Consider the following 23274-nt stretch of genomic DNA (forward strand, 5'->3'; position numbering starts at 1 on the left):
AGGCGATGGGGATGCTCCAGGGCGCGGAACCGTATTTCTGGCAGGGGCAAAACGGCAAAGGGGTGCTGCTGGTCCACGGCTTTACCGGCAGCCCTTCGGAACTCCGGGAACTGGGGGAGGACCTGCACCGGAAGGGGTATACGGTGGAAGGGCTTCTCCTGGCAGGCCACGGCACGGATCCCCATGATCTGCTGGAGGTAACGGCGGAACAGTGGGAAGCCCAGGTGCGGCAGGGAGTGGCCCATCTTCGGGAAATCTGCGCCCAGGTAACGGTCATCGGCCTTTCCATGGGCGGGCTGCTGACCCTGTATGCCGGAGCAGAGACAAAAGCGGACAAGCTGGTGGTGCTCTCCACCCCCATCTATCTCTACGACTGGCGGGTGTACTTCCTCTGGCTGGCGGACCGGCTGCCCTACTGGGCCATTCCCAAAAATCCCCGGACCATCGACGCTCCTGCCCGGTACAATGTGGCCTACCGGTGCATGCCCATCAAAGCGGTCCACCAGCTGGTGCGGCTGCTGAAGGCGGTGAAGGGAAAATACCTGCCCAAGGTCCGGCAGCCCCTTCTGATCATCCAGTCCCAAACGGACCACACGGTGCGCCCGGAAAGTGCCCTGTACATCCAGGAACATGCCGCCTCAGACCAGAAACAGCTGCTGTGGGTAAAACAGGCCCGGCATGTGATGACATTATACAAAGGCCGGCAGGCCATTTATGCTGCCATCGAGGCCTTTTTGGAGGAATAGAAAATGGAAAATGACAGAGATACCATGTGTTTCGGCTGTGGGAAGGACAACCCGATGGGGCTCCATCTCCACTTCCGCACCGACGAAAACGGCTGCTACACCAGTTTTGTGCCCCAGCCGGTGCACCAGAGCTATGACGGCCGGATGCACGGGGGACTGATCTCCACCCTGCTGGACGAAACCATGGGGAATTACCCTTATATGTATGAACACAAAGTTGCCTATACGGCCCGGCTGGAAGTCCGCTTCCGGCAGCCGGTACGGATTGGGGAACGGATCCATGTGATCACCAAAGTAAAAAGACGAAAGGGACAGCTGCTGGAAATGACCGGCCAGGTAATCCGGGAAGACGGAACCGTGGCGGCCGAAGCGGACGGCAAGCTGATGTATGAGGAGAGAGAATGATCAATACAGAAATGGAAACAAAGATCCTGGGGTACATGAAGGACCATCCCACCGCCCCGCTTTCCGCCGATGAACTGATCCAGGCGCTGGCCTTGAAGGGCGCGGACCTGAAGCTGTTCTGGACGGTGATGGAAGAACTGGAAACCCGGGGCCAGGTGGTGAAGACCCGGTTCAACACCTACGGGCTGCCGGCGGCCATGGGTCTGGTGGTGGGCCGCTGCCAGGTGACCAGCAAGGGCTTTGCCTTTGTGATCCCGGAAGAAAAGACGGAAGACGGGGATCTGTTCATCCCGGCCAGCAGCCTCAGCGGCGCCATGGACGGGGATACGGTGATCGCCCGGGTGATGCAGAGCGGCTATGATGACCGGCAGGAAGGAAAGATCATCCGGATCCTGAACCGGGCCCATCACAAACTGGTGGGGACCTTCAGCAAATCCGGGGAATTCGGCTTCGTGATCCCGGACAACAAACGGGTGGGACGGGACATCTATGTGCGCCGGAAAGACTTCAACGGGGCCCGGGACAAGGAAAAGGTGGTGGTGGAGATCACCACCTGGCCGGACGAACGGCGGAACGCGGAAGGGAAGATCGTGGAAATCCTGGGGAAACCCGGGGACATCGGTCTGGAAATCCTTTCCATCATCAAGGACAACGACCTGCCCACCAAATTCCCGGCTCCTGTCCAGGTGGCCGCGGAAAAAGTGGAACAGAAGATCAAAAAGAAGGAAATCCAGAACCGGCTGGACCGGCGGGACTGGAACATCATCACCATCGACGGGGTGGATTCCAAGGACCTGGATGATGCGGTGTATGTGGAAAAACAGGGGGACAACTATTTCCTGGGGGTCTACATTGCCGATGTAAGCTACTATGTGCAGCCCCATTCCGTCCTGGATCAGGAAGCCTATGAACGGGGCACCAGCGTGTACCTGGTGGACCGGGTGCTGCCCATGCTGCCGGTGGAACTGAGCAACGGCATCTGCAGCCTGAACGAAGGGGAAGACCGGCTGACCATGGCCTGTGAAATGCTCCTGGACGGGAAAACCGGCCGGACCCTTTCCTTTACCATCGCCCCCTGTGTGATCAACAACCACCATCGGATGAATTATCCCGATGTGCGGGCCATCCTGGTGGACCAGGATGAGGCCCTGCGGGAAAAATATGCGGACATCGTCCCCATGCTGGAAGACATGGCCCGGCTCCAGCAGGTGCTCCACAAGAAACGGGAACGGCGGGGCGCCATCAACTTCGAGCTGCCGGAACAGAAGGTGCTGCTGGATGATCAGAAGCATCCGGTGGCCATTGTGAAGCGGGAACGGTCCGTGGCCGAGATGCTCATTGAAGAATTCATGCTGGCCGCCAACGAAACGGTGGCCGGATTCATGGCCAGACACAAACGGCCTTTCATTTACCGTGTCCACGACCTGCCTGATCCGGAAAAGATCCAGAACCTGGCCAAACTCATGGCCCTGTTCGGGGTGACCCTGAAGGTGGAAGAAAAGATGCGGCCCAAGGATCTCCAGCGGGCCCTGGACAAGGTGGCCGGAAAACCGGAAGAGAAGCTGGTTTCCACGGTGGCCCTGCGGAGCATGCGCCAGGCGGTGTATCAGACGGAAAACATCGGCCATTTCGGCCTGGCAGCCCATTTCTATACCCATTTCACTTCTCCCATCCGCCGCTATCCGGATCTGATGGTCCACCGGCTCCTGCGCCGTCAGCTGGACGGAGAACGGCTGAGCCGGCAGCAGGCGGAAGAGCGGACCCAGCGGCTGAGCCTGGTGGCCTCCCATTGTTCCGTGCGGGAACGGGCGGCCATCGACGCGGAGCGGCAGACAGTGGATCTGAAAATGGCCGAATACATGGTCCAGTTCGTGGGGAAGGAATTCACCGGGACCATTTCCGGGGTTTCCTCCTTTGGCTTCTTCGTGGAACTGGACAACGGGGTGGAAGGACTGGTCCATGTGTCCAGCCTGAACGATGACTATTATGACTATATCGAGGGCCAGTATGCCCTGATCGGCCAGCATCTGGGCCACCGGTACCGGCTGGGGGACCAGGTGGATATCCAGGTGCTCCAGGTGGATGTGGCGGAGCGGAAGATCGATTTCGTCCTGGCCGGACTGGCGCCGGAAGCGGCGGATCAGATGCGCCGGGAACTGGGACGTCAGAAAAAGACCAAGACCGGCATTGCCACCGGGAAGCTGCGGAATGACACCACCGGCCGGAAATCCGGGGAACGGAAGGAATCCGGAAAGAAAAACAGCCGGGGCGGACGCCGGAAAAAGAAGAAGAACGGCTCCCCCAGACAAAACGGGACCGGACTGAGCCAATTGGTGCCCCAGGAAACGACTCCTGCAGGGGAAAGCGGCAAAAAGAAGAAAAACAACCGCCGGCGGCGGAGAAGAAGGGATCGGAAACATGGAAAAACCAGCGAAGGCAATCGCAGAAAACCGGAAAGCCAGGCATGACTACAACATCCACGAAACCTATGAAACCGGCATCGTCCTGACGGGTACGGAGGTGAAATCCCTCCGTCAGGGCAAGGCCAACCTGAAGGATTCCTATGCGGCAGTGACCAAATCCGGCGAAGTGTACCTGTACAACCTGCACATCAGTCCCTACGAACACGGGAACCGGTTCAATGTGGACCCGCTCCGGGACCGGAAACTGCTGATGCATAAACGGGAAATCCAGAAGCTGATCGGAAAGACCCGGGAAAAGGGATTCACCCTGGTGCCCCTGCAGCTGTATTTCAGCCACGGACTGGTGAAATGCAAGCTGGCCCTGGCTACCGGGAAAAAGCTCTATGACAAGCGCCAGGCCATGGCGGACCGGGCGGCCAAGCGGGACATGGACCGGGCCATGAAGGAAAGGAACCGGTGATAAGGGGCTGCGGAGGCAGCCCCGTCAACGGTCAGCGGCCGAAGGAATGAACCCGCCTTTACAAGACGGGTTCGTTAGAGACGAATACGACGCAGAAAATCTGGCAGTATGGGGCCTACCTTTCTCAGACGGATTACCGCATTGGCAGGAATCTGCAGAAAAAGTGGCAGGTGAATGTGGGAGTAAATTATCAGTTTTAAGGGAAAAGTAACGGGCAGGAGGCTGCTGCAGAAGCAGCAGCCTTTTTGTTTCCACAAAATATTCACGCAATTTGTATACAAAATACGAAAAACATTGGAAAATTTTTTTTTCCATGCTACAATGTAATCAGCGGGCAGACGGAACCATTCCGGGTTGCCCAAATTGTGTGTTTCCCATTATAGGAGGTATTGATATGAAGGTTTTATGTTATGGTGTAAGAGATGTAGAACTGCCGATTTTTGAGGCCTGCAACAAGGAATTCGGTTACGACATCAAATGTGTCCCTGATTATCTGAATACGAAAGAAACTGCCGAAATGGCTGCTGGCTTTGACGCAGTAATCCTGCGGGGCAACTGCTTCGCCAATAAACAGAACCTGGACATCTACAAGAAACTGGGCGTAAAATACATCCTGACCCGTACCGCCGGCACGGATCATATCGATAAGGAATATGCCAAGGAACTGGGCTTCCCCATGGCTTTCGTTCCCCGTTATTCCCCCAACGCCATTGCTGAACTGGCTGTAACCCAGGCTATGATGCTGCTGCGTCATACCGCTTACACCACTTCCCGTACTTCCAAGAAGAACTTCAAGGTCGATGCCTTCATGTTCTCCAAAGAAGTCCGGAACTGCACCGTGGGTGTTGTTGGCCTGGGCCGGATTGGCCGTGTGGCTGCTCAGATCTTCCACGGCATGGGCGCTACCGTTATCGGGGAAGACGTTTTCGAAATCAAAGGGATCGAAGACTACTGCACCCAGGTTTCCCTGGATGAAGTCCTGGAGAAATCCGACATCATCACCATCCATGCTCCGTACATCAAAGAAAACGGCGCTGTGGTTACCCGCGACTTCCTGAAGAAGATGAAAGACGGCGCCATCCTGGTCAACTGTGCACGCGGCCAGCTGGTGGATACCGAAGCTGTCATCGAAGCTGTGGAAAGCGGCAAACTGGGCGGCTACGGCTGCGACGTTCTGGATGGGGAAGCCAGCGTATTCGGGAAAGACCTGGAAGGCCAGAAACTGGAAAACCCGCTGTTCGAAAAGCTGGTTGACCTGTATCCCAGAGTCCTGATTACTCCGCATCTGGGCTCCTACACCGATGAAGCCGTAAAGAACATGGTGGAAGTTTCCTACCAGAACCTGAAGGATCTGGCTGAAACCGGCGACTGCCCCAACAAGATCAAATAATTTTGCTTCTTCCCAAGGGTGCTGCAATCTGTTGCAGCACCCTTTTCGTGTTATAATAAGGGAAATATGGAATTTCGGGAAAGAAGGGGTCCCTATGCTGGACAAAATCGATCTGAAAACGAAAATTTCCAAAGAAGCATACGCAGAAAAAATAGCAGAGGAAGAAAACCGTCTGGGATTCCTCCAGCGGACAGTCCGGGATGCCAAGATCCCGGTGATCGTGCTGTTTGAAGGGTTCCGGGCCTCCTGGCGGAGCCAGCTGATCAGCAAGGTGATCCATGCCCTGGACCCCCGGGGGTTCCGGGTGTATTCTGCCTCCAAGACCACGGAAAAACAGAAGGAGAGCCCGTTCTTCCTCCAGTTCTGGAAGGAGCTGCCACCGGCCGGGCAGATCTGCATCCATCACCGGGCCTGGTATTTCCTGCGGAACGAACATGCAGTGGGGGATCCGGACGAGGCTTCCGAATGGTACAATGTAAGTTTTGACGAAATCAACAGTTTCGAAAAGGAACTGGTCCAGGGGGGCTATGTGCTGGTGAAGATCTTCACCCACATTTCCAAGAAAAAACAGAAGGAAAACATGGAAAAGGGCCAGGAAACCATGGGCAGCCGGTGGGAAAAACTGGCACCGGGAGGCATCGAAGGAGTCGACTACGACAAATACCGGGATGTGTACGAAGACATGCTGGCGGCCACCAATACGGATCTGGCCCCCTGGCACATCGTCCCCATGGAAGACAAACGGACCGGTACGGAAGCGGTCTTCCGGGTGCTGATCACCGCCCTGGAAGAAGCCCTGAAGGACCGGGAGCGTCCGGTGGATCCGGAAAAAGGCCCGGCCAGGGAACTGACCATTCCGGATATCCTGTCCGGGTACACGCCCTACCAGCCCATGGAACAGGAAGAATACAGCAAAAAGCTGAAAAAATACCAGAAACGGCTGGGGGAACTCCAGTTTGAACTGGCCAAACGGAAAATCAGTACCATTGTGGCCTTTGAAGGCCAGGATGCCGGGGGCAAAGGGGGCGCCATCAAACGGCTGTCCGAATCCTTCGACCCTCTGGGCTACCGGGTGAACCCGGTGAGTGCACCCAACGAATGGGAAAAGCAGTTCCATTATCTCTGGCGGTTCTGGACCAGACTGCCGGCTCCGGGAGAAATTGCCATTTTCGACCGGACCTGGTACGGCCGGGTGTTGGTGGAACGGGTGGAAGGCTTTGCCAAAATCAGCGAATGGCGCCGGGCTTATGAAGAAATCAACGATATGGAAGCCCAGTGGGTGAAGCAGGGGATCATCGTCCAGAAGTTCTGGATGCAGATCGATTCGGAAGAACAGCTGAAACGGTTCCAGGCCCGAGAGAACGACCCCAACAAAACCTGGAAGATCACCCCGGAAGACTGGCGGAACCGGGACAAATGGGATGCCTATGTGGATGCGGTGAACGAAATGCTCTATCGGACCGATACCAAAGGCGCACCCTGGACTGTGGTGGAAGCCAACAATAAACTGTTTGCCCGGCTGAAAGTCCTGGAAACCATGATCCAAAGGATGGAAGCTGTGCTTTAACGTTTACAAACCAGTAAAAAAACAGTACAATGAGGGTTGCTGGAAGTTCTTTCCAGGGTTTCCTGCTGTGCAGGAAAAATTTGACCAATGAGGTGGGAAAGATGGCTGATTTTGCCTTTGCAGAAGCGAAAGGTGTGGAATGGGGCTGTTTTCCTGCCTGGAAACAGTGGGGTGTGGTCCACGGATTCCTTTGCCGGACAGGGGGCTGCAGTTCCCTGTTCCCAGGTGGACTGAACCTGAGTTACAACGTGGGAGATGACCGGGAGAAGGTACTGGCCAACCGGCAGAAAATGGCGGCGGCCCTGGATTTTCCCCTGGAACGGGCAGTGGCCTGTCAGCAGGTCCACAGCACCCATGTGGCGGTGGTGACGGAACAGGATGCAGGGAAAGGCACCCTGACTCTGGCTGATGCCATCCCGGAAACCGACGGGATGGTCACGGACTGTCACCGGCTGCCTCTGTTGATTTCCTATGCGGACTGTGTGCCCATTTTGCTGGCGGATACCCGGACCGGGGCGGTGGGAGCCGTCCACGGCGGTTGGCGGGGCAGTGTAGGGAAAATCGTCCCCCATGCCCTGAATGTGATGAAAGAAGCCTTTGGCACAGAGCCTGGGGATGTGGTGGCGGGCATCGGCCCTTCCATCGGTCCCTGCTGCTATGAAGTGGGCCAGGAAGTGGCGGACCGGGCGGCGGAATATCCCTCCTGCCTGACCCCTCACGGACCCGGCCACTACATGCTGGATCTGTGGCAGCTGAACACCCTGGAACTGCTGGAAGCAGGGGTGCCCCGGGAACAGATTTACCGGGCGGACTGCTGCACCAGCTGTCACAAGGACCGGTTCTTCTCCTACCGGGCGGAAAAGGGGAAAACAGGCCGCCTGTATGCGGTGATCTATCGAAAATAAAGGAGATGGGGATACCCATGTTGAAGGATAATATTGCGGCCGTGGAAGCCAGGATCCAGGAAGCTCTGGGCAAGCGGACAGAACCCAAGGCCACCGGGGACAAAGTGACCATCCTGGCGGTGACCAAGAACCATCCGGCGGAAATCGTCACGGAAACCCTGGCAGCCGGTCTTACGGAGATCGGGGAAAACCGGGTCCAGGAAGCCATGCACAAACAGGCGGTACTGCCGCCGGGGGGCAACTGGCACCTGATCGGCCATCTCCAGACCAACAAGGCCAAACACGCGGTGGAGCATTTCTGCCTCATTGAAAGCGTGGACAGCCTGAAGCTGCTGAACCATCTGGAAAAAGCGGCGGCGGAACTGGACAAGATCCAGGATGTGCTGCTCCAGATCAACGAAGCGGGAGAAGAACAGAAAAGCGGCTTTGCCCCGGAAGATTTCCGGGCGGCGGTGCCGGAACTGAAGAATTACCCTCACATCCGCATCCGGGGGGTCATGGTGATCGCCCAGGCCACGGACCAGGTGGAAGAGACCCGTCCGGTGTTTGCTGCCGGTTACCGGGATTTCCTGTTCCTGAAGGATGCCCTGCCGGATTCTCCGGTGGATATCCTGTCCATGGGCATGACCCACGACTACTGGATCGCCGTGGAAGAAGGGGCCAACGAAGTACGGGTGGGTTCCGCTCTCTTTGGAGCCAGGGACTACTCTTTAAAATTTTAAACAGAAATGGTGGATCGTATGAAAAAAATCAGCAAGCTCTTGGAATATTTCGGCCTGGTCAACGGAGAAGACAAGCAGGAAACGGACGAAACCATGGAAAACCAGCAGCAGGATGAGGGGAAAGTGGTCCCCATGTTCGGCAGCGGCTCGGCAGGCACCTGGCGGGACAAAAGTTCCGACCGGGAGTACGACAAATATGACAGACCCTACGAAAAGACCTATGAAAAACCTTACGACAAAGTGTTCGACAAGGACTACGACGGCACGGCGGACTCTTCCCGGGAGGAAACGTCTTCCAGCCGGACCGGGGACAAGGTGCTGTCCATGCCGGTGAACCGGAATCCGGTGAGCGTGGTGGTCATCGAGCCCATCGACTTCAATGATTCCCAGAAAATGGCGGACTACCTGTGCAAGAACCAGCCGGTGGTGATCAATTTCGAGGATACGGATGCGGACGTGCGGAAACGGATCATCGACTTTATCAGCGGCACCATCTATGCGTTGGACGGGACCCTGCGGAAAATCGGCCGGAATCTGCTGGTATGCGCGCCTCCCAATGTGGATATCGACACGGAAAACACCAATTTTGGATCGGAAGGGAGCAATGATCCATGGCAACGATAAACGGTATCAGTAAAATCACTTTCATCGGCTGCGGCGCTATGGGGGAAGCCATCCTGAAGGGCATCCTCCAGGGAGGCCTGGTCCGGAAGGAACAGGTGACCGCTGCTGTGCCTACTGCCAAACGGCAGGCTTATCTGAAAGAAACCTACGGGATCCCGGTAACCGGGGACAACAGTGCCGCGGCTGCAGATGCGGATCTGGTGATTTTGGCGGTGAAGCCCCAGATGGCCAAAGAAGCAGTGACTGCTGACCTGGTGGCAGCCCTGCCGGAGAAGGCCACCATCCTGTCCATTATGGGCAGCTATGACCTGGCCATGCTCCACGCCCTGGTGCCCGGCCATCCGGTGATCCGTTCCATGCCCAACACCCCTCTGTCTGTAGGGATGGGGATGACGGCCCTGACGGCGGACGGAAAGGTGGCTCCGGAAGTGATGGACGCTGCGGAAGCCATTTTCCAGTCCTGTGGGGAAACGGTCCGGGTGGACGAAAAGGCCATGGAAGCCATTACCGCCATCAGCGGCTGCGGCCCCGGGTATTTCTTTGTGGTCATGGATGCCCTGGCAGATGCCGGTGTCATGGCTGGCCTGCCCCGGGCACTTGCCATCAAACTGGCGGCCCAGACCATGGCCGGCAGCGGCGTCATGGGCCTGAAGACCGGGCTCCATCCTGCCCAGCTCCGGGACCAGGTGACCAGCCCCGGAGGCACTACCATTGCAGGGATCAAGGCCCTGGAAAACCACGGAGTGAGAGGAGCGTTTTACGATGCGGTGCAGGCGGTCCTGGACCGGAGTGCCGCATTGAAGAAATAACATGGCAAACACCACACAACAACGGGAAACAGTATTACGGTATTTCAAGGCCAGCGGGGATGCAGAACTGGCAGCCCAGCTGCTGGATCTTGCGGAAGGGGCCCGGAAAAGCCGGCGGGCCAGGGTATCCGGGTTCCTGGATCCCCACGGCCAGAATGTGGCGGAAATCGTTGCCGCCAACTATCCCCAGGTACGGTATGAAATGAACGGAGGCTTCCAGAATGCCGAACGGCAGAAGGTGGCCTTCATTGCGGACGAATTCTACGGCCAGCCGGATTTTGCCATTACGGCCCTGGAAATCCTCTGGGACAAACGGTATTATGACATCGGCCACCGGGATGTGCTGGGGGCCTTCATGGGCCTGGGCTGCAAACGGGAAATCCTGGGGGACATTGTGTTCATCGACGAAGGGGCCCAGCTGGTGGTGGATACCCCCATGGTGGATTTCATCCTGAGCAACCTGACCAAAATCGGGGCAGCCACGGTGGAAGTGAAAGAGATTCCCCTGACGGACCTGAAGGAAAAGGAACAGAAGATCAAACTGATTTCCGCCACGGTGGCGGCCCTGCGGCTGGATGCGGTGGCGGCCAGCGGCTATGGGGTATCCCGGAGCCGGATGGCGGATGAGATCAAGGGCCAGAACGTGAAGCTGAACTGGCAGGACGCCAAAAGTCCTTCCCAGACGGTGAAGGAGGGGGATGTGATCTCCTTCCGGTCCCGGGGCCGGGTGGAACTGGCGGAAGTCCGGGGGACCACCAAAAAGGGACGGTATGCCATTACCCTGAAACGGTACATCTAAGGAAGGATGTCATTATGATTTTACTGATTCGGCACGGGGAAGCGGATCATCATGTGAAGGAACTGACCGGGGGCTGGACGGATTCGGCTCTCACAGTGCTGGGACAGAAACAGTTCCAGCAGCTGGCGGACTGCCTGGCCTGGGATTTTTCCGGCCGCAGCCTGCCCCGGATCGTATCCAGCGACCTGCAGCGGGCCCGGACGGGAGCGGAAATCATTGCCCGGAAGCTGGGAGCAGAACCGGTGGAATGTTTTTCCTTCCTCCGGGAAAAGAACAACGGAAAGGCAGCGGGACTGAACAAAAAAGAGGCCCTGGCCTTTTACCACCCGCCGGAAACCGGCCGGGAGCTGGACCATGTGAACTATGACGGAGGAGAGACCCGGCGGACCTTCTATGAACGGACCATTCAGGGGTTCCGGGAACTGGAAAAGGAGGGCCGGGACCTGATCATCGTGTCCCACAAGGGAACCATCCAGAACATCCTGTTTGCCTGGCTGGGGCTGAGCATCGAAGAAGTGGCGGAAAAACAGATATCCTTCGACATCCGGCCCGCTTCGTTGACAGTGCTGGGCATGAACAAGTGGGGAGAGCATGCGGTATTCGCCCTGAACGACACCTCATACCAGTGGAAAAAAGGACCTATAGGGATTTTCAATTTCCCCTTTGGGGCATAAATAAGGGGATGCTGCACGTGAAAAATATGCGTGCAACATCCCCTTTTTTATGCTTCCTCCACTTCTGCTTCTTCCATTCCCGGATACTGGTTCATGGCGTCGATCCGTTCCCGGTATTCCTGGTCAGCGGCGTAGCGCTTGTTTTTGGCCCGGCCGATGGTCAGGAAGGGGACGATGATGATGGCAATGGCCAGGTAGCCGCAGTAGCCATACCCGTATTTGATGATGTTGGTCAGACCCACCATGGAAACCGTCATGGACAGGCAGATAATGAACAGGGTCACCAGAGCGGACCGCTTTACGGCGCTGCCGGTGATCTTTTTCAGGCAGTCCATTTCAGAGAAACGGGCGGTGAATCCGAACACCGTGGTCACCCCGGTGGAGATCAGGCAGAGCATGAGGGTTACGGAATAGAGAAGGGTCAGCCAGGGCATGCCCATGGCTCTCAGGCTCATGAGAGTGGGCAGGGGCGTCCTGCCGTAGACCCCGGTCCAGCCCAGGAGCATGCACACGGCCATGGTGAGGGCGGTGGCGTTCATGGCAAAGGACATCCACATGGAATCTGCACAGTTCTTCCGGGTCACCAGGGGAGTGCCCACCACGATCATGGTGGGGATCACCACGCACTGGAAACCGGAATAGGTGAAAGCGTGGAGAATGGCGGTGGGCAGTTTGGCCAAGCCGTTAACGGCAAAATCCTGAGCCATGGCATCCAGGAAGAACCGGGTGCCTTCCACCTGGCCGCCCATGGCGATGCCCACGGAGAAAATGGTAATGGCCATGGCCAGGATGGCAATGCCCATGTAGGTGGTGGCCCGGCGGACCAGGTCAGCCCCGAAAATGGTCAGTACAAAGATTACGGCGCCCACCACACCGATGCCGGTATAGTAGTTGAGCCCCGTCTGGGCGGCCAGGGCGGAGGCGGCCCCGGAAATGGTGGCGGATACGGCCATGAGCACCATGATGTAGAAGAACCCTTCAAAAAGGAATTCAATGCCGGGTACCGGCCGGTACAGATTCTGGAAAAGCTGCCGGTAGCTGGTGAGGCGCCGGCTGTTGTACATGTTCATGGCCTCTTTGATGGTGAGGGTGAACAGGAGCATGGTTACAATGGCGGTAATGGGGCCCAGCCAGCCCAGGCTGATGAAGTAGACGTTTTCCTGGTTGCCGGTGGCGAACCCGCCTCCCGCGTGAGAGCTGAACAGCACCGCTCCCACCGAAAAGCACAGGGAGAGGGAGGCCCCTTTGATGGCAGATGTTCCGTTGATCATGATTGTTTCCTCCTTGGAATGACAGTTTCCAGAGAAACGAAAACGCCTTCCGTCTCTCTGCATTGGCAGCAAAGAGACGAAAGGCGTTGGATCCTTCCGCGGTACCACTCTGTTTCGTCCTGGGGACGCGCTCTCGGATACGGCCGGTGGCGATATCCATGCTCTGTAACGGGAGTTCCCGGAGGGACCTACTGCAGGTTCGGTCCAGCCGCTCAGCAGGCAGTTCGGCCCGTCCCATCCACTGCCTCGCAGCAACCGGCAGCTCTCTGGAGCAGGGATTCAGGCGTACTAGTCTGCGTCATCACGTTTCGGCGTTTGTTGACTATGGATGAAATGATACCACGGATACAGTATACTGTCAATGGGGTTACGAAAGAAAATTTATATCAATCCTTTTCGCATATTATTGTTATCAGCGTTCCTTTTCACATAATCACTTAGCCACTTAGTCTCTTGCCCCCTTAAAAGTGTTATAATATATGGTAAACAATGAATATTTCCATATTGCAGAAGGGAGTCCTGTTGTCATGCTGCTTCATAAAATGATGGATCATTTTCTCCTTTATTATCTGGGGCATTTTGACAAGCACTGTTTCAATGTCCAAATCCATGGGGAGGAGTATACCATTGGTGAGGGGAAGCCGGAATTCACCCTGATCATCCACAAAGACATTCCCAAAAAGGCCCTGCTGGAGTCCACGGAACTGGCTCTGGGGGAGGCCTACATGCGGGGAGACATCGAAGTGAAGGGGGACCTGTTCCACATGCTCTGTACCCTGCTGGAACAGGCGGACCGTTTCTCCCTGGACCGGAACAGTCTCCGGAACATCCTGTACATGTCGGAAAAGAAACAGGACCAGGCCAAAGAAGTGTCCTCCCACTACGATCTGGGGAATGACTTCTACAAACTGTGGCTGGATCCCACCATGAGCTATTCCTGCGCCTATTTCAAGTCCGACAAAGACACCCTGGAACAGGCCCAGCGGAACAAGGTGGACTACATCCTCCAGAAGCTGTACCTGAAGCCGGGGATGACCCTGCTGGACATTGGCTGCGGCTGGGGCTTCCTGCTGCTGGAGGCGGCCAAAAAGTACGGAGTGAAGGGCTATGGCTGCACCCTCAGCAAAGAACAGTGGAAAAAGAGCCAGGAACGGATCAAGGCCCTGGGCCTGGAAGGCCAGGTGACCATCGAACTGACGGACTACCGGGACCTGGAAGCCAAGGATCTCCAGTTCGACCGGGTGGTCAGCGTGGGGATGATGGAACATGTGGGCCGTTCCAACTATTCCACCTATATGGAAACAGTGAACCATCTGCTGAAACAGGGAGGAATCTTCCTGCTCCATACCATTACCGGCCACGATGAAGTGGTGTCCGATCCCTGGATCCGGAAATACATCTTCCCGGGGGGCACCCTGCCTTCCCTCCGGGAACTGATCCACCATGCCTATGATGCGGATTTCCGGGTGCTGGATGTGGAAAGTCTCCGCCGCCATTACTGCAGGACCCTTCTGTGCTGGTACAAGAACTTCTGCAAGGTCCACGAACAGGTGGCCCGGTGGAAGGATCCTTCCTTTGTACGGATGTGGGATCTGTACCTGTGCGGCTGTGCAGCGGCCTTTCAGATTGGCTACATCGACATCCACCAGGTGCTCATGACCAAAGGGAACAACAACAGCCTGCCCATGACCCGGTGGTACTGAATCAATAATAATTATCAGTTGCGATAACTTCGAATTCATAGTATAATCACTATAGACTGATAAAACAATATTTTTTTCATAAAGGAGGCTGCATTATGAATATCGCTGTATTGGTGAAACAGGTACCTGCCGTTTCGGATATCCAGCTGTCCGGGGACAACAACCTGGTCCGTGTGGGGGCACCTTCCATGCTGAACCCTGTTGACCTCCACGCCATCGAGGCGGCCCTGGCCCTGAAGGACCAGGAAGGGGGCACGGTAACCCTTGTGACCATGGGCACTGCCCTGGCCAGTGACATCCTCCGGGAAGGGATCGCTCTGGGGGCGGACAAGGGGATCCTGCTGTCCGATGAACGGATGGCCGGGTCCGATACCTTGGCTACCGGCCAGATCCTGGCAGCGGCCCTGGCCAAACTGGGACCGTTGGACCTGGTGCTGGCCGGGAAGCGTTCCACGGACGGGGACACCGGGCAAATCCCTCCGGCCCTGGCCCAGCGGCTTGGCATGACCCTGCTTTCTTATGCAGATGAACTGGAAGTAAAGGACGGCCAGGCCACCATCCGCCGGCTGAACCGGGGCGGGGTGGAAACCCTCCAGGCGGCTCTGCCGGCAGTGATCTCCGTAACGGAAAAATGCGGGAATCCCCGGACTCCCGGCATCCGGGGCAAAATGGCCGCGAAAAAGGCCGTGTTCCCGGTATGGCGTCTGGAAGACATCGACCTGGCTCCGGAAAAAGCCGGGAAGGCCGGCTCCGCCACCAAGGTTACGGAACTGTTCGCTCCGGAACCTCAGCCGGTGGGCACCATGATCCAGGGAGCCACCCCGGTGGAAGCTACCGCCAATCTGGTGGACGAACTGCGGAAGAAGAACCTGCTGTAAGGAGGCGTTATCATGGAATGGAAAAACAATATCGGAGTCTATCTGGAAACCTCTGACGGCAGGCTCACCTCCCTCAGTGTGGAACTTTTGGGGAAAGCCCGCCAGCTGGCGGCCGCCCGTCCCAATCAGGTGCTGGGCATCCTGGCCGGGGACAATCTGGAAGAAGCGGCCCGGGAAGCCATTGCCTACGGAGCCGATGGGGTGGCCCTGCTCCAGGCCCCCAGTCTGGCCGCCTTTGATGGAGCCCTTTATACGGAAGCGGTGGCCAAAGCCCTGAGCCTGTATACTCCCAGTGTGCTGTTCATCGGTGCATCCCCCAATGGCCGTGACTTGGGTGGCCGGCTGTCTGCCCGGCTGGAGGCAGGGCTGGTGGCGGACTGCATCGATGTGCGGTACGAAGGGGAGGATGATACCCTCACCTGGATCCGTCCCGCCTACACCGGCAAACTGTTCGTGAAGATCCAGACCACCACCCGGCCCCAGCTGGGTACGGTCAGCGACAAGATCTTCCACGGCAACCCCAAGGATGAAACCCGGAAAGGGGAAATCTTCCCGGTTCCCCTGGACAATGCTGAAGCCAGTCCCGCTGTGAAGGTGCTGGATTTCACGTCTCTGGAACAGCTGAAGGAAGTGCTGGACCTGGATACGGCGGATATGGTGGTAGGGGCTGGCCGGGGCGTCCAGAACGAAGAAGGGATGCGGGAAGTCCAGGCCTTTGCCAAACGGATCGGCGCCGCTTTCGGGGTTTCCAAACCGCTGGTGGACGCAGGCTGGGCACCCTATGAATGGCAGGTGGGGGTCACTGGCAAGAAAATCGCCCCCAAGATCTACATCGCCCTGGGGATTTCCGGGGCCATCCAGCACAAACTGGGGATCCAGGACGCCGGGCTGATCATTGCCGTAAACAAGAGTCCTGATGCCCCTATTTTCCAGTTTGCCCATTATGGCATTGTGGGGGATCTGTTCGACGTGATGCCGGAACTGGAAAAACTGCTGAAAAAGGACTGACCCTTGACAAATCCTACAAAACTTCTATAATTAACCCTGCGGAATACCCATACGAGGTATAGGGTATTCCGCAGGAGGTCTATTATGGTAAAAATGATTGTTGGTGTCGAAGGCATGGCCTGCGGCATGTGTGAATCCCATATCAACGAAGCCATCCGGAATGCGTTCCCGGTGGATTCCGTCTCTTCCTCCCGTTCCAAAAAGGAAACGGATATTGTGGCCAAAGACCTTATTCCGGAAGAAAAGATCCGGAAGGTCATCGACCAGACCGGCTATCAGGTCACCAGCTACCGGGTGGAACCGTACGAAAAGAAAAAGGGATTCCTGGCCCGGCTCTTCGGCTGATGCAGGAGACCTATGAGAAAAAAGGAAAATTTTGCCGGCACGCTGCCCGGCACCGGGAAGAGTCTGGTGGCTTTTCCCGAAACCTATGTGGTATTGGATCTGGAGACCACCGGCCTGGATCCGGAACGGGACCAGATTATTGAAATCGGTGCCCTGGAAGTGGTCCGGGGGAAGCGGGGGAGGACTTTTTCCACCCTGATCCAGCCCCGGACTCCTTTGTCCGGCCATTACGTTTCTCCCTTCATCACCCAGCTTACCGGCATTACTGACGATATGCTGGCAGCTGCGCCCCAGCCCCGGCAGGCCCTGGAAGCCTTTGGAAAATTCCTGGGCAGCCGGGTGACGGTGGGCTACAATGTGGGCTTTGACATGGGGTTTCTCCAGCAGCAGTTCCAGACCCAACTGTACCGGCCTCTGGCCAATGACTGGGTGGATGTGCTGCCCATGGCCCAGACCCTGTTCCCCCTGTGGGACCATCACCGGCTGAACAATCTGGCCGCCTGGTACAAGGTGGAGAACAAGGAAGCCCACCGGGCTCTCAGCGACGTGGAGACCACGGAAACCTGTTTCCGGAAACTGAAAGAAGACGCTGCCCGCCAGTATCCCTCCCTGGAGGCGTTCCTGGAAAAGGTGCGGCAGAAAATGGAAGGAAAGAACGAAGGCCAGCAGCTGAGCCTGTGGTAAAGCTGCAGTACAAGGAGGAAACCATGGATCAGGGAATCGAAGAACTGGCTTGGGAAATGTCCAAGGACTGGAAGGAAAAAGGCTACAAAGACCGGGAAACCTGCGCCGCCGACATGGTGCAGATCATCGAAGAGGAACAGGACCGGTTCAACCATCGGGAAGCCCAGGAAGAATATTAAAATTTCCTTGACAAACTTTTCCCCGGTGGTATAATGTAAACAATTTCAAAAAGCCAATGGCAATGACGAGGACAACCTGTCAGGGCAACAGTACAGAGAAGCCCGGAAGCTGAGAAGGGCGCGGAAACAAATGACAGTCAACCACCTGGGAGCCATCTGCTGAACAAAGTAGGCAAGATCGTATATTCTGCGTTAAAGGATGCCGAGTGGAACTGGCCACGGTCAGTTCAATAAGGGTGGAACCGCGAGCTTATGGCCCGTCCCTGTGAGGGACGGGTCTTTTTGTATGTCCGTCCTGATCTTGCTGGTAATATCAAGGAGGAAATTAATATGTCAAACATTAAAGTAAGCCTGCCGGATGGCAGCGTTAAAGAATTCGAAGCCGGCAGTTCCCTGCTGTCCATCGCCAAGAGCCTGAACCAGAAACTGGGGAAGACCGCTCTCCTGGCCAAGGTGGATGGGGAAAACAAGGACCTGAGCGATACCCTGGATCATGATGCCAAGGTGGAATTCATTACCCCGGACAGTGAAGAAGGGCTCCATGCCATCCGTCACACCGCTTCCCATGTAATGGCCCAGGCCATCCAGCACCTGTTCCCGGGCACCAAGTTCGCCATCGGTCCTGCCATTGAAAAAGGTTTCTATTACGACTTGGACAGTGAGCATGTATTCACTCCCGATGACCTGCGTGCCATTGAAAAGGAAATGAGCAAGATCATCAAAGCCAACTATCCTCTGGTCCGGAACGAACTGCCCAGAGCGGAAGCCCTGGCCAAATTCAAGGCCGAAGATGAACCCTACAAAGTGGAACTGATCGAAGACCTGCCGGAAGATGCCGTGATCAGCACCTATACCCAGGGTGATTTCACCGACCTGTGTGCCGGCCCTCACTGCCCTTCCACCGGCCGGGTAAAAGCCTTCAAGCTCATGAGCATTGCCGGTGCCTACTGGCGTGGGGATGAACACAACAAGATGCTCCAGCGGATCTACGGCACGGCTTTTGCCAGCAAGGAAGATCTGGAAGCCTACCTGCACATGATGGAAGAAGCTGAAAAGCGTGACCACCGGAAACTGGGCAAACAACTGGGTCTGTTCATGCTCAGCGAGTACGGCCCTGGGTTCCCCTTCTTCCTGCCCAACGGCATGATCATCCGGAACACCCTGATCGACTACTGGAGAGAAGTGCACCGCAAATACGGCTATCAGGAAGTCATGACCCCCATGATCATGAACCGGCAGCTGTGGGAAACCTCCGGCCACTGGGATCATTACAAGGAAAACATGTACTTCACCAAGATCGATGGGGAAGACTACGCCATTAAACCCATGAACTGCCCGGGCGGCATGCTGGTCTATGCCAACGAACCTCATTCCTACAAGGAACTGCCTCTGCGGGTAGGCGAACTGGGCCTGGTGCACCGGCATGAACTGTCCGGCGCTCTCCACGGTCTGTTCCGTGTACGCTGCTTCACTCAGGACGATGCCCACATCTTCATGATGCCCAACCAGATCGAAGACGTGATCCAGGAAACCATCCGTCTGTTCGACGAAGTGTACGCCACCTTCGGCCTGACCTACCACGCCGAACTGTCCACCCGTCCGGACAACTCCATGGGTGACGACGCCACCTGGGAAATGACCACCAATGCCCTGCGGAAAGCCATGGATGACTTCGGCCTGAAGTATTCCATCAACGAAGGGGACGGCGCCTTCTACGGCCCGAAGATCGACTTCCATCTGAAGGATTCCATCGGCCGTACCTGGCAGTGCGGCACCATCCAGCTGGATATGCTGCTGCCGGAAAAATTCAACCTGACCTACACCGGGGAAGACGGCCAGAAACACCGTCCTGTTATGATCCACCGGGTGGTGTACGGATCCATTGAACGGTTCATCGGTATCCTGATCGAAAACTACGCTGGTGCCTTCCCGGCCTGGCTGGCTCCGGAACAGGTACGGGTAATGCCCATTACCGACAAGTTCAACGAATACGCCAAACAGATCGTGGACAAACTGGAAAGCCAGAAGATCCGGGCCCATCTGGACGACCGGAACGAAAAAGTCGGCTACAAGATCCGGGAAGCCCAGGTCAAGAAAGTGCCGTATATGCTGATTGTGGGCGAAAAGGAACTGGAAAGCGGTACTGTTTCCGTCCGCAGCCGGGACAACGGCGAACAGGGAGCCATGGCCGTGGACGAATTCATCGCCAAGCTCCAGGACGAAATCAAGAACAGGAAGTAAGCATAAAAAAAGAGGGTTGCTGCAAAAAAAACAAGCAGCAGCCTTCTTTTTTTGTCAGTGGTCAACGGTCATCATCCGGATGAAAATGGGTGGTATCACGGAACTTCCGTCCCAGTGGGGATGGAAGTTCTTTTTTAGTTTAAGGAGGCGAGCAATTTTTTACAGCATATGGGCCCGCAGGTACCCGCCGTCTTCCGGCATCAGATAGGCCGGAGCCACGTCGAATACCGTAAGGCAGCCGGTACGGCCTTCCTGGTGGAGCCGGTGGGCGGCCCGGGCGTAGGCTACCAGTACGCTGGTGGTGAATTCCGGATTGGAATCCAGTTTCAGGCTGAATTCGATTACATGCTTGTGTTCATCCTGGTGCCCGGTGACCCCGCTGCGGATCACAAAGCCCCCGTGTGCCAGACCGCTGTGGTTCTTCTTCAGTTCTTCCTCACTGATGAAGTGGACGGTGGTGTCATAATCAGAGAAATAGTTGGGCATGGTCACAATGGCCTGTTCCACCGCCTTGGGGTCGGCCCCTTCTTCCAGCACCACATAACATTCCCGGGTGTGCTTCTGCCGGGTGGTCAGTTCCGGCTGGCTGCCGCTGCGCACCGCTTCCAGGGCTGCTTCCACCGGCACCGTATACTGCTTGGCGTCTTTGACACCGGGAATCCGGCGGATGGCGTCACTGTGGCCCTGGCTGACCCCTTTGCCCCAGAAGGTATAATCCTTTCCTTCAGGCAGGATGGCGTTGCTGTACAGCCGGGCCAGGGAAAACAGGCCGGGATCCCAGCCTACGGAAATAATTCCCAGGTGTCCGGAAGCTTTGGCCGCCTTGTCCACCGCCGCAAAATGTTCCGGAATCCGGGCATGGGTGTCGAAGCTGTCGATCACGTTGAACATTCCGGCCATTTCCGGAGTCTGCACCGGCAGATCCGTAGCGCTGCCGCCGCAGAGGATCAGCACATCGATGCTGTTCTTCCAGTCTGCCATGTCTTTCACATTCACTACAGGCACATGGGCCGAGGCAATCTTCACCTGGGCAGGATTCCGGCGGGTGAATACCGCTGCCAGTTCCATATCCGTCGCTTTTTCCAGGGCACATTCCACCCCTCGTCCAAGGTTTCCGTAGCCTAAAATCCCAATGCGAATGGTCATAACCAATTTCTCCCCTCATGGTATACACAAAATAAATGTATACAGTATTTGATAAAATTGCTGATATTCAGCTGTAATATGTTTCATATTCTATCATAAAAGGAGGGCAGTTGTAAATACAAAAGAACCGAAAAGACCTATGGCCGCAGATAGCGGCAGTTATTCTTCTTCCTGATCCGCTTTCTGCTCCTGTTCCCGGGCCATCTTGATTTTGGCCATGATTCCGTCCCACTGTTCCGTTATGGCTCTGGCCATAAGCCGCTTGCCCCGAAAATTCAGGTGCAGGCCGTCCAGGGCGTATCGGGTGGGCAGGTCCTGGTTTTCGTCGAACTGGGTTCCCAGGTCGATGAACCAGGGCAGGCTCCGGATCCACTGGTTCACCTTGGCCATTTCCGCCCTCCAGCCTTCCGCCGTGGGTTCATCGAAGGCCCGTTTGATGTTGGCCGGGTTCACCGGAGGCAGGGTCATGAAAATGGGGGTGATCCCGTTGTCCTCGCATTTTTCCCGGATGCCCTTCAGATCGCTGATCACGCTTTCTCCGCTGACCCAGCCCCGGAGGCTGTTGCTGCCGGTCATGATAATCAGGTATCTGGGATGGAAGGGGACCACGTCCTTGTCGAACCGGGCCAGGGTGGCTTCGCTGGTGTCCCCGCTTTCCGCCAGGTTGATGGTGTCAAAGGGCAGATAATACTGATAGCTGTAGGTGAAATCACTGGGAGAATAGGACAGATCGCCTCCCCCGTGGGATATGCTGTCCCCCAGGGTCCCCACCTGCCAGCTGTCCTCCGGATTCACGGTCATGGGCTGGGGCGGGCAGAACTGGCCCACCGGGTTCCCGGCTTCGTCCACACCCCGTACCCGCCAGTACATGGTGTAGGGCGCATAGTGGGATTCGTCATCGTACCAGTCGAAACCGGTGGATCTGCCCCGTTCCAGCAGCTGCTCCGGTGCGGCTTCCCGGGTGGGGGAAACGGAGCTGGTGTTCAGCACTTCCACCTGATAGTTCCGCACCCCGTGGAGGGGCACCCAGTTGTACACCGGGTACAGCAGGGTGGTGCCGTTGCCGCTGTTGAACCGGCTGATGGGTTCCGGATACAGGGCGGTTTTCTTCTCCGGATCCACATGGACCTTTTCCACAGGCGACAGGGTGGAAACCGGCTTTTCGTCCAGGTTGAAGGACTGGATCTTCACGGAAACATCCCCCCGGGTGCCCGCCGGCAGGGACAGGTTGTATCCGGCCACATAGGTCCGGTCATCGGGCAGGGCTGTGCCGTTGGGCAGGGTTACCGATACATTGTAGTACACCGTCCCCAGAATGGGTTTCCAGCGGAGGGTGGGGTGGAGAGAAGCGGGATGGGCCGCCGTATAGTGGGTGGTGAACTGGGGCACCGGCTGCCGGCGCAGAACGGGAACCGCCGTTTTGGCTGCAGCCACCGGTTTCCGGACGGGAGGCAAGGCAGCCGCCCGGGCCGGAAGTGTCAAAAATCCGGCCCCCAGGCATCCAAGGAGCACCGCACGGCAAAGAGTATGGGAAAACGTATGCATAGGAAACAAGACCTCATTTCATATTGTAGTTACAGGGAATATTGTAGCATATTTGGAGGGGTGAGGGGGAGGTGAACGAGTGGTTGAGTGGTTAAGTGGTCGGGGATTGGGTGCACAGCCTGCAGGGTCACTTTTCCCGATTCGCCTGAAAGCTGTTTCTTTGGTATAATGGACACAGAACTGCTTGTTTCAGACCGTAGACCTGTTCCAGGTGATTTTATAGAAAGAGAGGGTATGGGAGATGCAGTGGACAATGCAGTGGACAATGCCCATTGGAATCGATTATTTTGGTAAACTTCGAAAAGAACAGTACTATTTTGTGGATAAGACAGATTTTATCCGGCAGTTGATCGATGGACACAGCGCAGTAACCCTGCTGACCCGCCCCAGACGGTTTGGCAAAACGCTCACTTTGAGCATGTTGGACTGGTTCTTTTCCATCCGGTTCTTTATCTCTTCTTCTCCAGTTGTTGTACCGGCATTATAGAAGACAGGTTATCCTTCTCCTGGACGAATACGATGCTCCCATCCAGCAGGCTTGGGAAAACGGCTTTTACCGGGAATGCATTTCCTTCTGGCCGTTCCAAACAGGGAAGTGGAGGACATCTACCGGTTCGAGATCCTGGATCAAATGCGGGCGGGATTTTCCGTATCCCGTCTGGAATCCCTGCTGGACCATCTCCTGCAGGGAAATGCAAAGGCGTTTGCCGACGGAATGGAAAAATACCTCGAGTAGACAAATACATGCAA

General features: G+C 56.5%; 24 protein-coding genes and 1 other annotated feature. Of the genes, 21 read left to right on the plus strand and 3 right to left on the minus strand.

Going from position 1 to position 23274, the window contains the following annotated elements; translation table 11 throughout:
- Positions 1-11 precede the first annotated feature (11 nt).
- The 12 genes from ACTQY5_RS01020 to ACTQY5_RS01075 all read left to right on the plus strand — a co-directional run bounded on the left by ACTQY5_RS01020 (position 12) and on the right by ACTQY5_RS01075 (position 11524).
- Positions 12-746, plus strand: coding sequence for an alpha/beta hydrolase (locus ACTQY5_RS01020; RefSeq protein WP_154488305.1), 735 nt, complete (start codon positions 12-14; stop codon positions 744-746).
- A 3-nt stretch (positions 747-749) separates the two neighbouring features.
- The gene (locus ACTQY5_RS01025; RefSeq protein WP_022488088.1) at positions 750-1151 is read left to right on the plus strand and encodes a PaaI family thioesterase; all 402 of its coding nucleotides are present in this window, start codon (positions 750-752) and stop codon (positions 1149-1151) included.
- The gene (gene rnr / locus ACTQY5_RS01030; protein ID WP_441368664.1) at positions 1148-3619 is read left to right on the plus strand and encodes a ribonuclease R; all 2472 of its coding nucleotides are present in this window, start codon (positions 1148-1150) and stop codon (positions 3617-3619) included. Before ACTQY5_RS01025 ends, rnr begins: the two co-directional genes overlap by 4 nt.
- Positions 3570-4034, plus strand: a complete 465-nt coding sequence (smpB, locus tag ACTQY5_RS01035) for an SsrA-binding protein SmpB (protein ID WP_302122622.1) — start codon at positions 3570-3572, stop codon at positions 4032-4034. Before rnr ends, smpB begins: the two co-directional genes overlap by 50 nt.
- A gap of 394 nt (positions 4035-4428) precedes the next feature.
- Complete coding sequence (locus ACTQY5_RS01040) at positions 4429-5424, plus strand: 2-hydroxyacid dehydrogenase (RefSeq protein WP_022488085.1); 996 nt, start codon at positions 4429-4431, stop codon at positions 5422-5424.
- Between the two features lie 94 nt (positions 5425-5518).
- Entirely contained in the window at positions 5519-6991 is a 1473-nt protein-coding gene (locus tag ACTQY5_RS01045; RefSeq protein ID WP_154488303.1) for a phosphate--AMP phosphotransferase, read from the plus strand.
- A 101-nt stretch (positions 6992-7092) separates the two neighbouring features.
- Positions 7093-7896 (plus strand): peptidoglycan editing factor PgeF, encoded by an 804-nt coding sequence (pgeF, locus tag ACTQY5_RS01050; protein WP_195839636.1) that lies wholly within the window; start codon positions 7093-7095, stop codon positions 7894-7896.
- 17 nt (positions 7897-7913) lie between these two features.
- Positions 7914-8618, plus strand: coding sequence for a YggS family pyridoxal phosphate-dependent enzyme (locus ACTQY5_RS01055; protein WP_022488082.1), 705 nt, complete (start codon positions 7914-7916; stop codon positions 8616-8618).
- Between the two features lie 18 nt (positions 8619-8636).
- Positions 8637-9242, plus strand: a complete 606-nt coding sequence (locus tag ACTQY5_RS01060) for a cell division protein SepF (protein WP_022488081.1) — start codon at positions 8637-8639, stop codon at positions 9240-9242.
- Complete coding sequence (proC, locus tag ACTQY5_RS01065) at positions 9230-10051, plus strand: pyrroline-5-carboxylate reductase (RefSeq protein WP_022488080.1); 822 nt, start codon at positions 9230-9232, stop codon at positions 10049-10051. Before ACTQY5_RS01060 ends, proC begins: the two co-directional genes overlap by 13 nt.
- 1 nt (position 10052) lies before the next feature.
- On the plus strand, positions 10053-10850 hold the full coding sequence (locus ACTQY5_RS01070; protein WP_022488079.1) for a YlmH family RNA-binding protein: 798 nt from the start codon (positions 10053-10055) through the stop codon (positions 10848-10850).
- 14 nt (positions 10851-10864) lie between these two features.
- Entirely contained in the window at positions 10865-11524 is a 660-nt protein-coding gene (locus tag ACTQY5_RS01075; RefSeq protein WP_288310686.1) for a histidine phosphatase family protein, read from the plus strand.
- A gap of 47 nt (positions 11525-11571) precedes the next feature.
- Here the strand turns inward: ACTQY5_RS01075 and ACTQY5_RS01080 are convergent, their stop codons facing one another.
- Positions 11572-12795, minus strand: a complete 1224-nt coding sequence (locus tag ACTQY5_RS01080) for a YkvI family membrane protein (RefSeq protein WP_441368665.1) — start codon at positions 12793-12795, stop codon at positions 11572-11574.
- 69 nt (positions 12796-12864) lie between these two features.
- Positions 12865-13106, minus strand: a binding site (T-box leader).
- Between the two features lie 219 nt (positions 13107-13325).
- Between ACTQY5_RS01080 and ACTQY5_RS01085 the strand changes: the two genes are divergently transcribed.
- The 7 genes from ACTQY5_RS01085 (at position 13326) to thrS (ending at position 19833) form a co-directional block, all read left to right on the plus strand.
- Positions 13326-14498: a class I SAM-dependent methyltransferase gene (locus ACTQY5_RS01085; RefSeq protein WP_368509223.1), complete on the plus strand. Its 1173-nt coding sequence runs from the start codon at positions 13326-13328 to the stop codon at positions 14496-14498.
- 95 nt (positions 14499-14593) lie between these two features.
- Positions 14594-15376, plus strand: coding sequence for an electron transfer flavoprotein subunit beta/FixA family protein (locus ACTQY5_RS01090; protein ID WP_441368666.1), 783 nt, complete (start codon positions 14594-14596; stop codon positions 15374-15376).
- 12 nt (positions 15377-15388) lie between these two features.
- Complete coding sequence (locus tag ACTQY5_RS01095; RefSeq protein WP_288310683.1) at positions 15389-16384, plus strand: electron transfer flavoprotein subunit alpha/FixB family protein; 996 nt, start codon at positions 15389-15391, stop codon at positions 16382-16384.
- 84 nt (positions 16385-16468) lie between these two features.
- The gene (locus ACTQY5_RS01100) at positions 16469-16729 is read left to right on the plus strand and encodes a heavy-metal-associated domain-containing protein (RefSeq protein ID WP_441368667.1); all 261 of its coding nucleotides are present in this window, start codon (positions 16469-16471) and stop codon (positions 16727-16729) included.
- 12 nt (positions 16730-16741) lie between these two features.
- Positions 16742-17413: a 3'-5' exonuclease gene (locus tag ACTQY5_RS01105; protein WP_441368668.1), complete on the plus strand. Its 672-nt coding sequence runs from the start codon at positions 16742-16744 to the stop codon at positions 17411-17413.
- Positions 17414-17436: 23 nt separating this feature from the next.
- On the plus strand, positions 17437-17592 hold the full coding sequence (locus ACTQY5_RS01110) for a hypothetical protein (protein ID WP_022488071.1): 156 nt from the start codon (positions 17437-17439) through the stop codon (positions 17590-17592).
- 330 nt (positions 17593-17922) lie between these two features.
- Complete coding sequence (thrS, locus tag ACTQY5_RS01115) at positions 17923-19833, plus strand: threonine--tRNA ligase (protein WP_308664289.1); 1911 nt, start codon at positions 17923-17925, stop codon at positions 19831-19833.
- A 159-nt stretch (positions 19834-19992) separates the two neighbouring features.
- Here thrS and ACTQY5_RS01120 read toward each other — a convergent pair whose 3' ends face one another.
- Positions 19993-20979, minus strand: coding sequence for a diaminopimelate dehydrogenase (locus ACTQY5_RS01120; protein WP_441368669.1), 987 nt, complete (start codon positions 20977-20979; stop codon positions 19993-19995).
- Positions 20980-21138: 159 nt separating this feature from the next.
- Positions 21139-22524: an SGNH/GDSL hydrolase family protein gene (locus ACTQY5_RS01125; RefSeq protein WP_441368670.1), complete on the minus strand. Its 1386-nt coding sequence runs from the start codon at positions 22522-22524 to the stop codon at positions 21139-21141.
- Positions 22525-22765: 241 nt separating this feature from the next.
- Here ACTQY5_RS01125 and ACTQY5_RS01130 point away from each other — a divergent pair, with 241 nt between their 5' ends.
- Positions 22766-23011, plus strand: coding sequence for an AAA family ATPase (locus ACTQY5_RS01130; protein WP_441368671.1), 246 nt, complete (start codon positions 22766-22768; stop codon positions 23009-23011).
- Positions 23012-23119: 108 nt separating this feature from the next.
- The gene (locus tag ACTQY5_RS01135; RefSeq protein ID WP_441368672.1) at positions 23120-23260 is read left to right on the plus strand and encodes a hypothetical protein; all 141 of its coding nucleotides are present in this window, start codon (positions 23120-23122) and stop codon (positions 23258-23260) included.
- Positions 23261-23274: the final 14 nt, after the last annotated feature.

This window comes from Acidaminococcus sp. HCP3S3_H5, assembly GCF_052122235.1.
In the GTDB taxonomy this organism is placed as follows: Bacteria; Bacillota; Negativicutes; order Acidaminococcales; family Acidaminococcaceae; genus Acidaminococcus.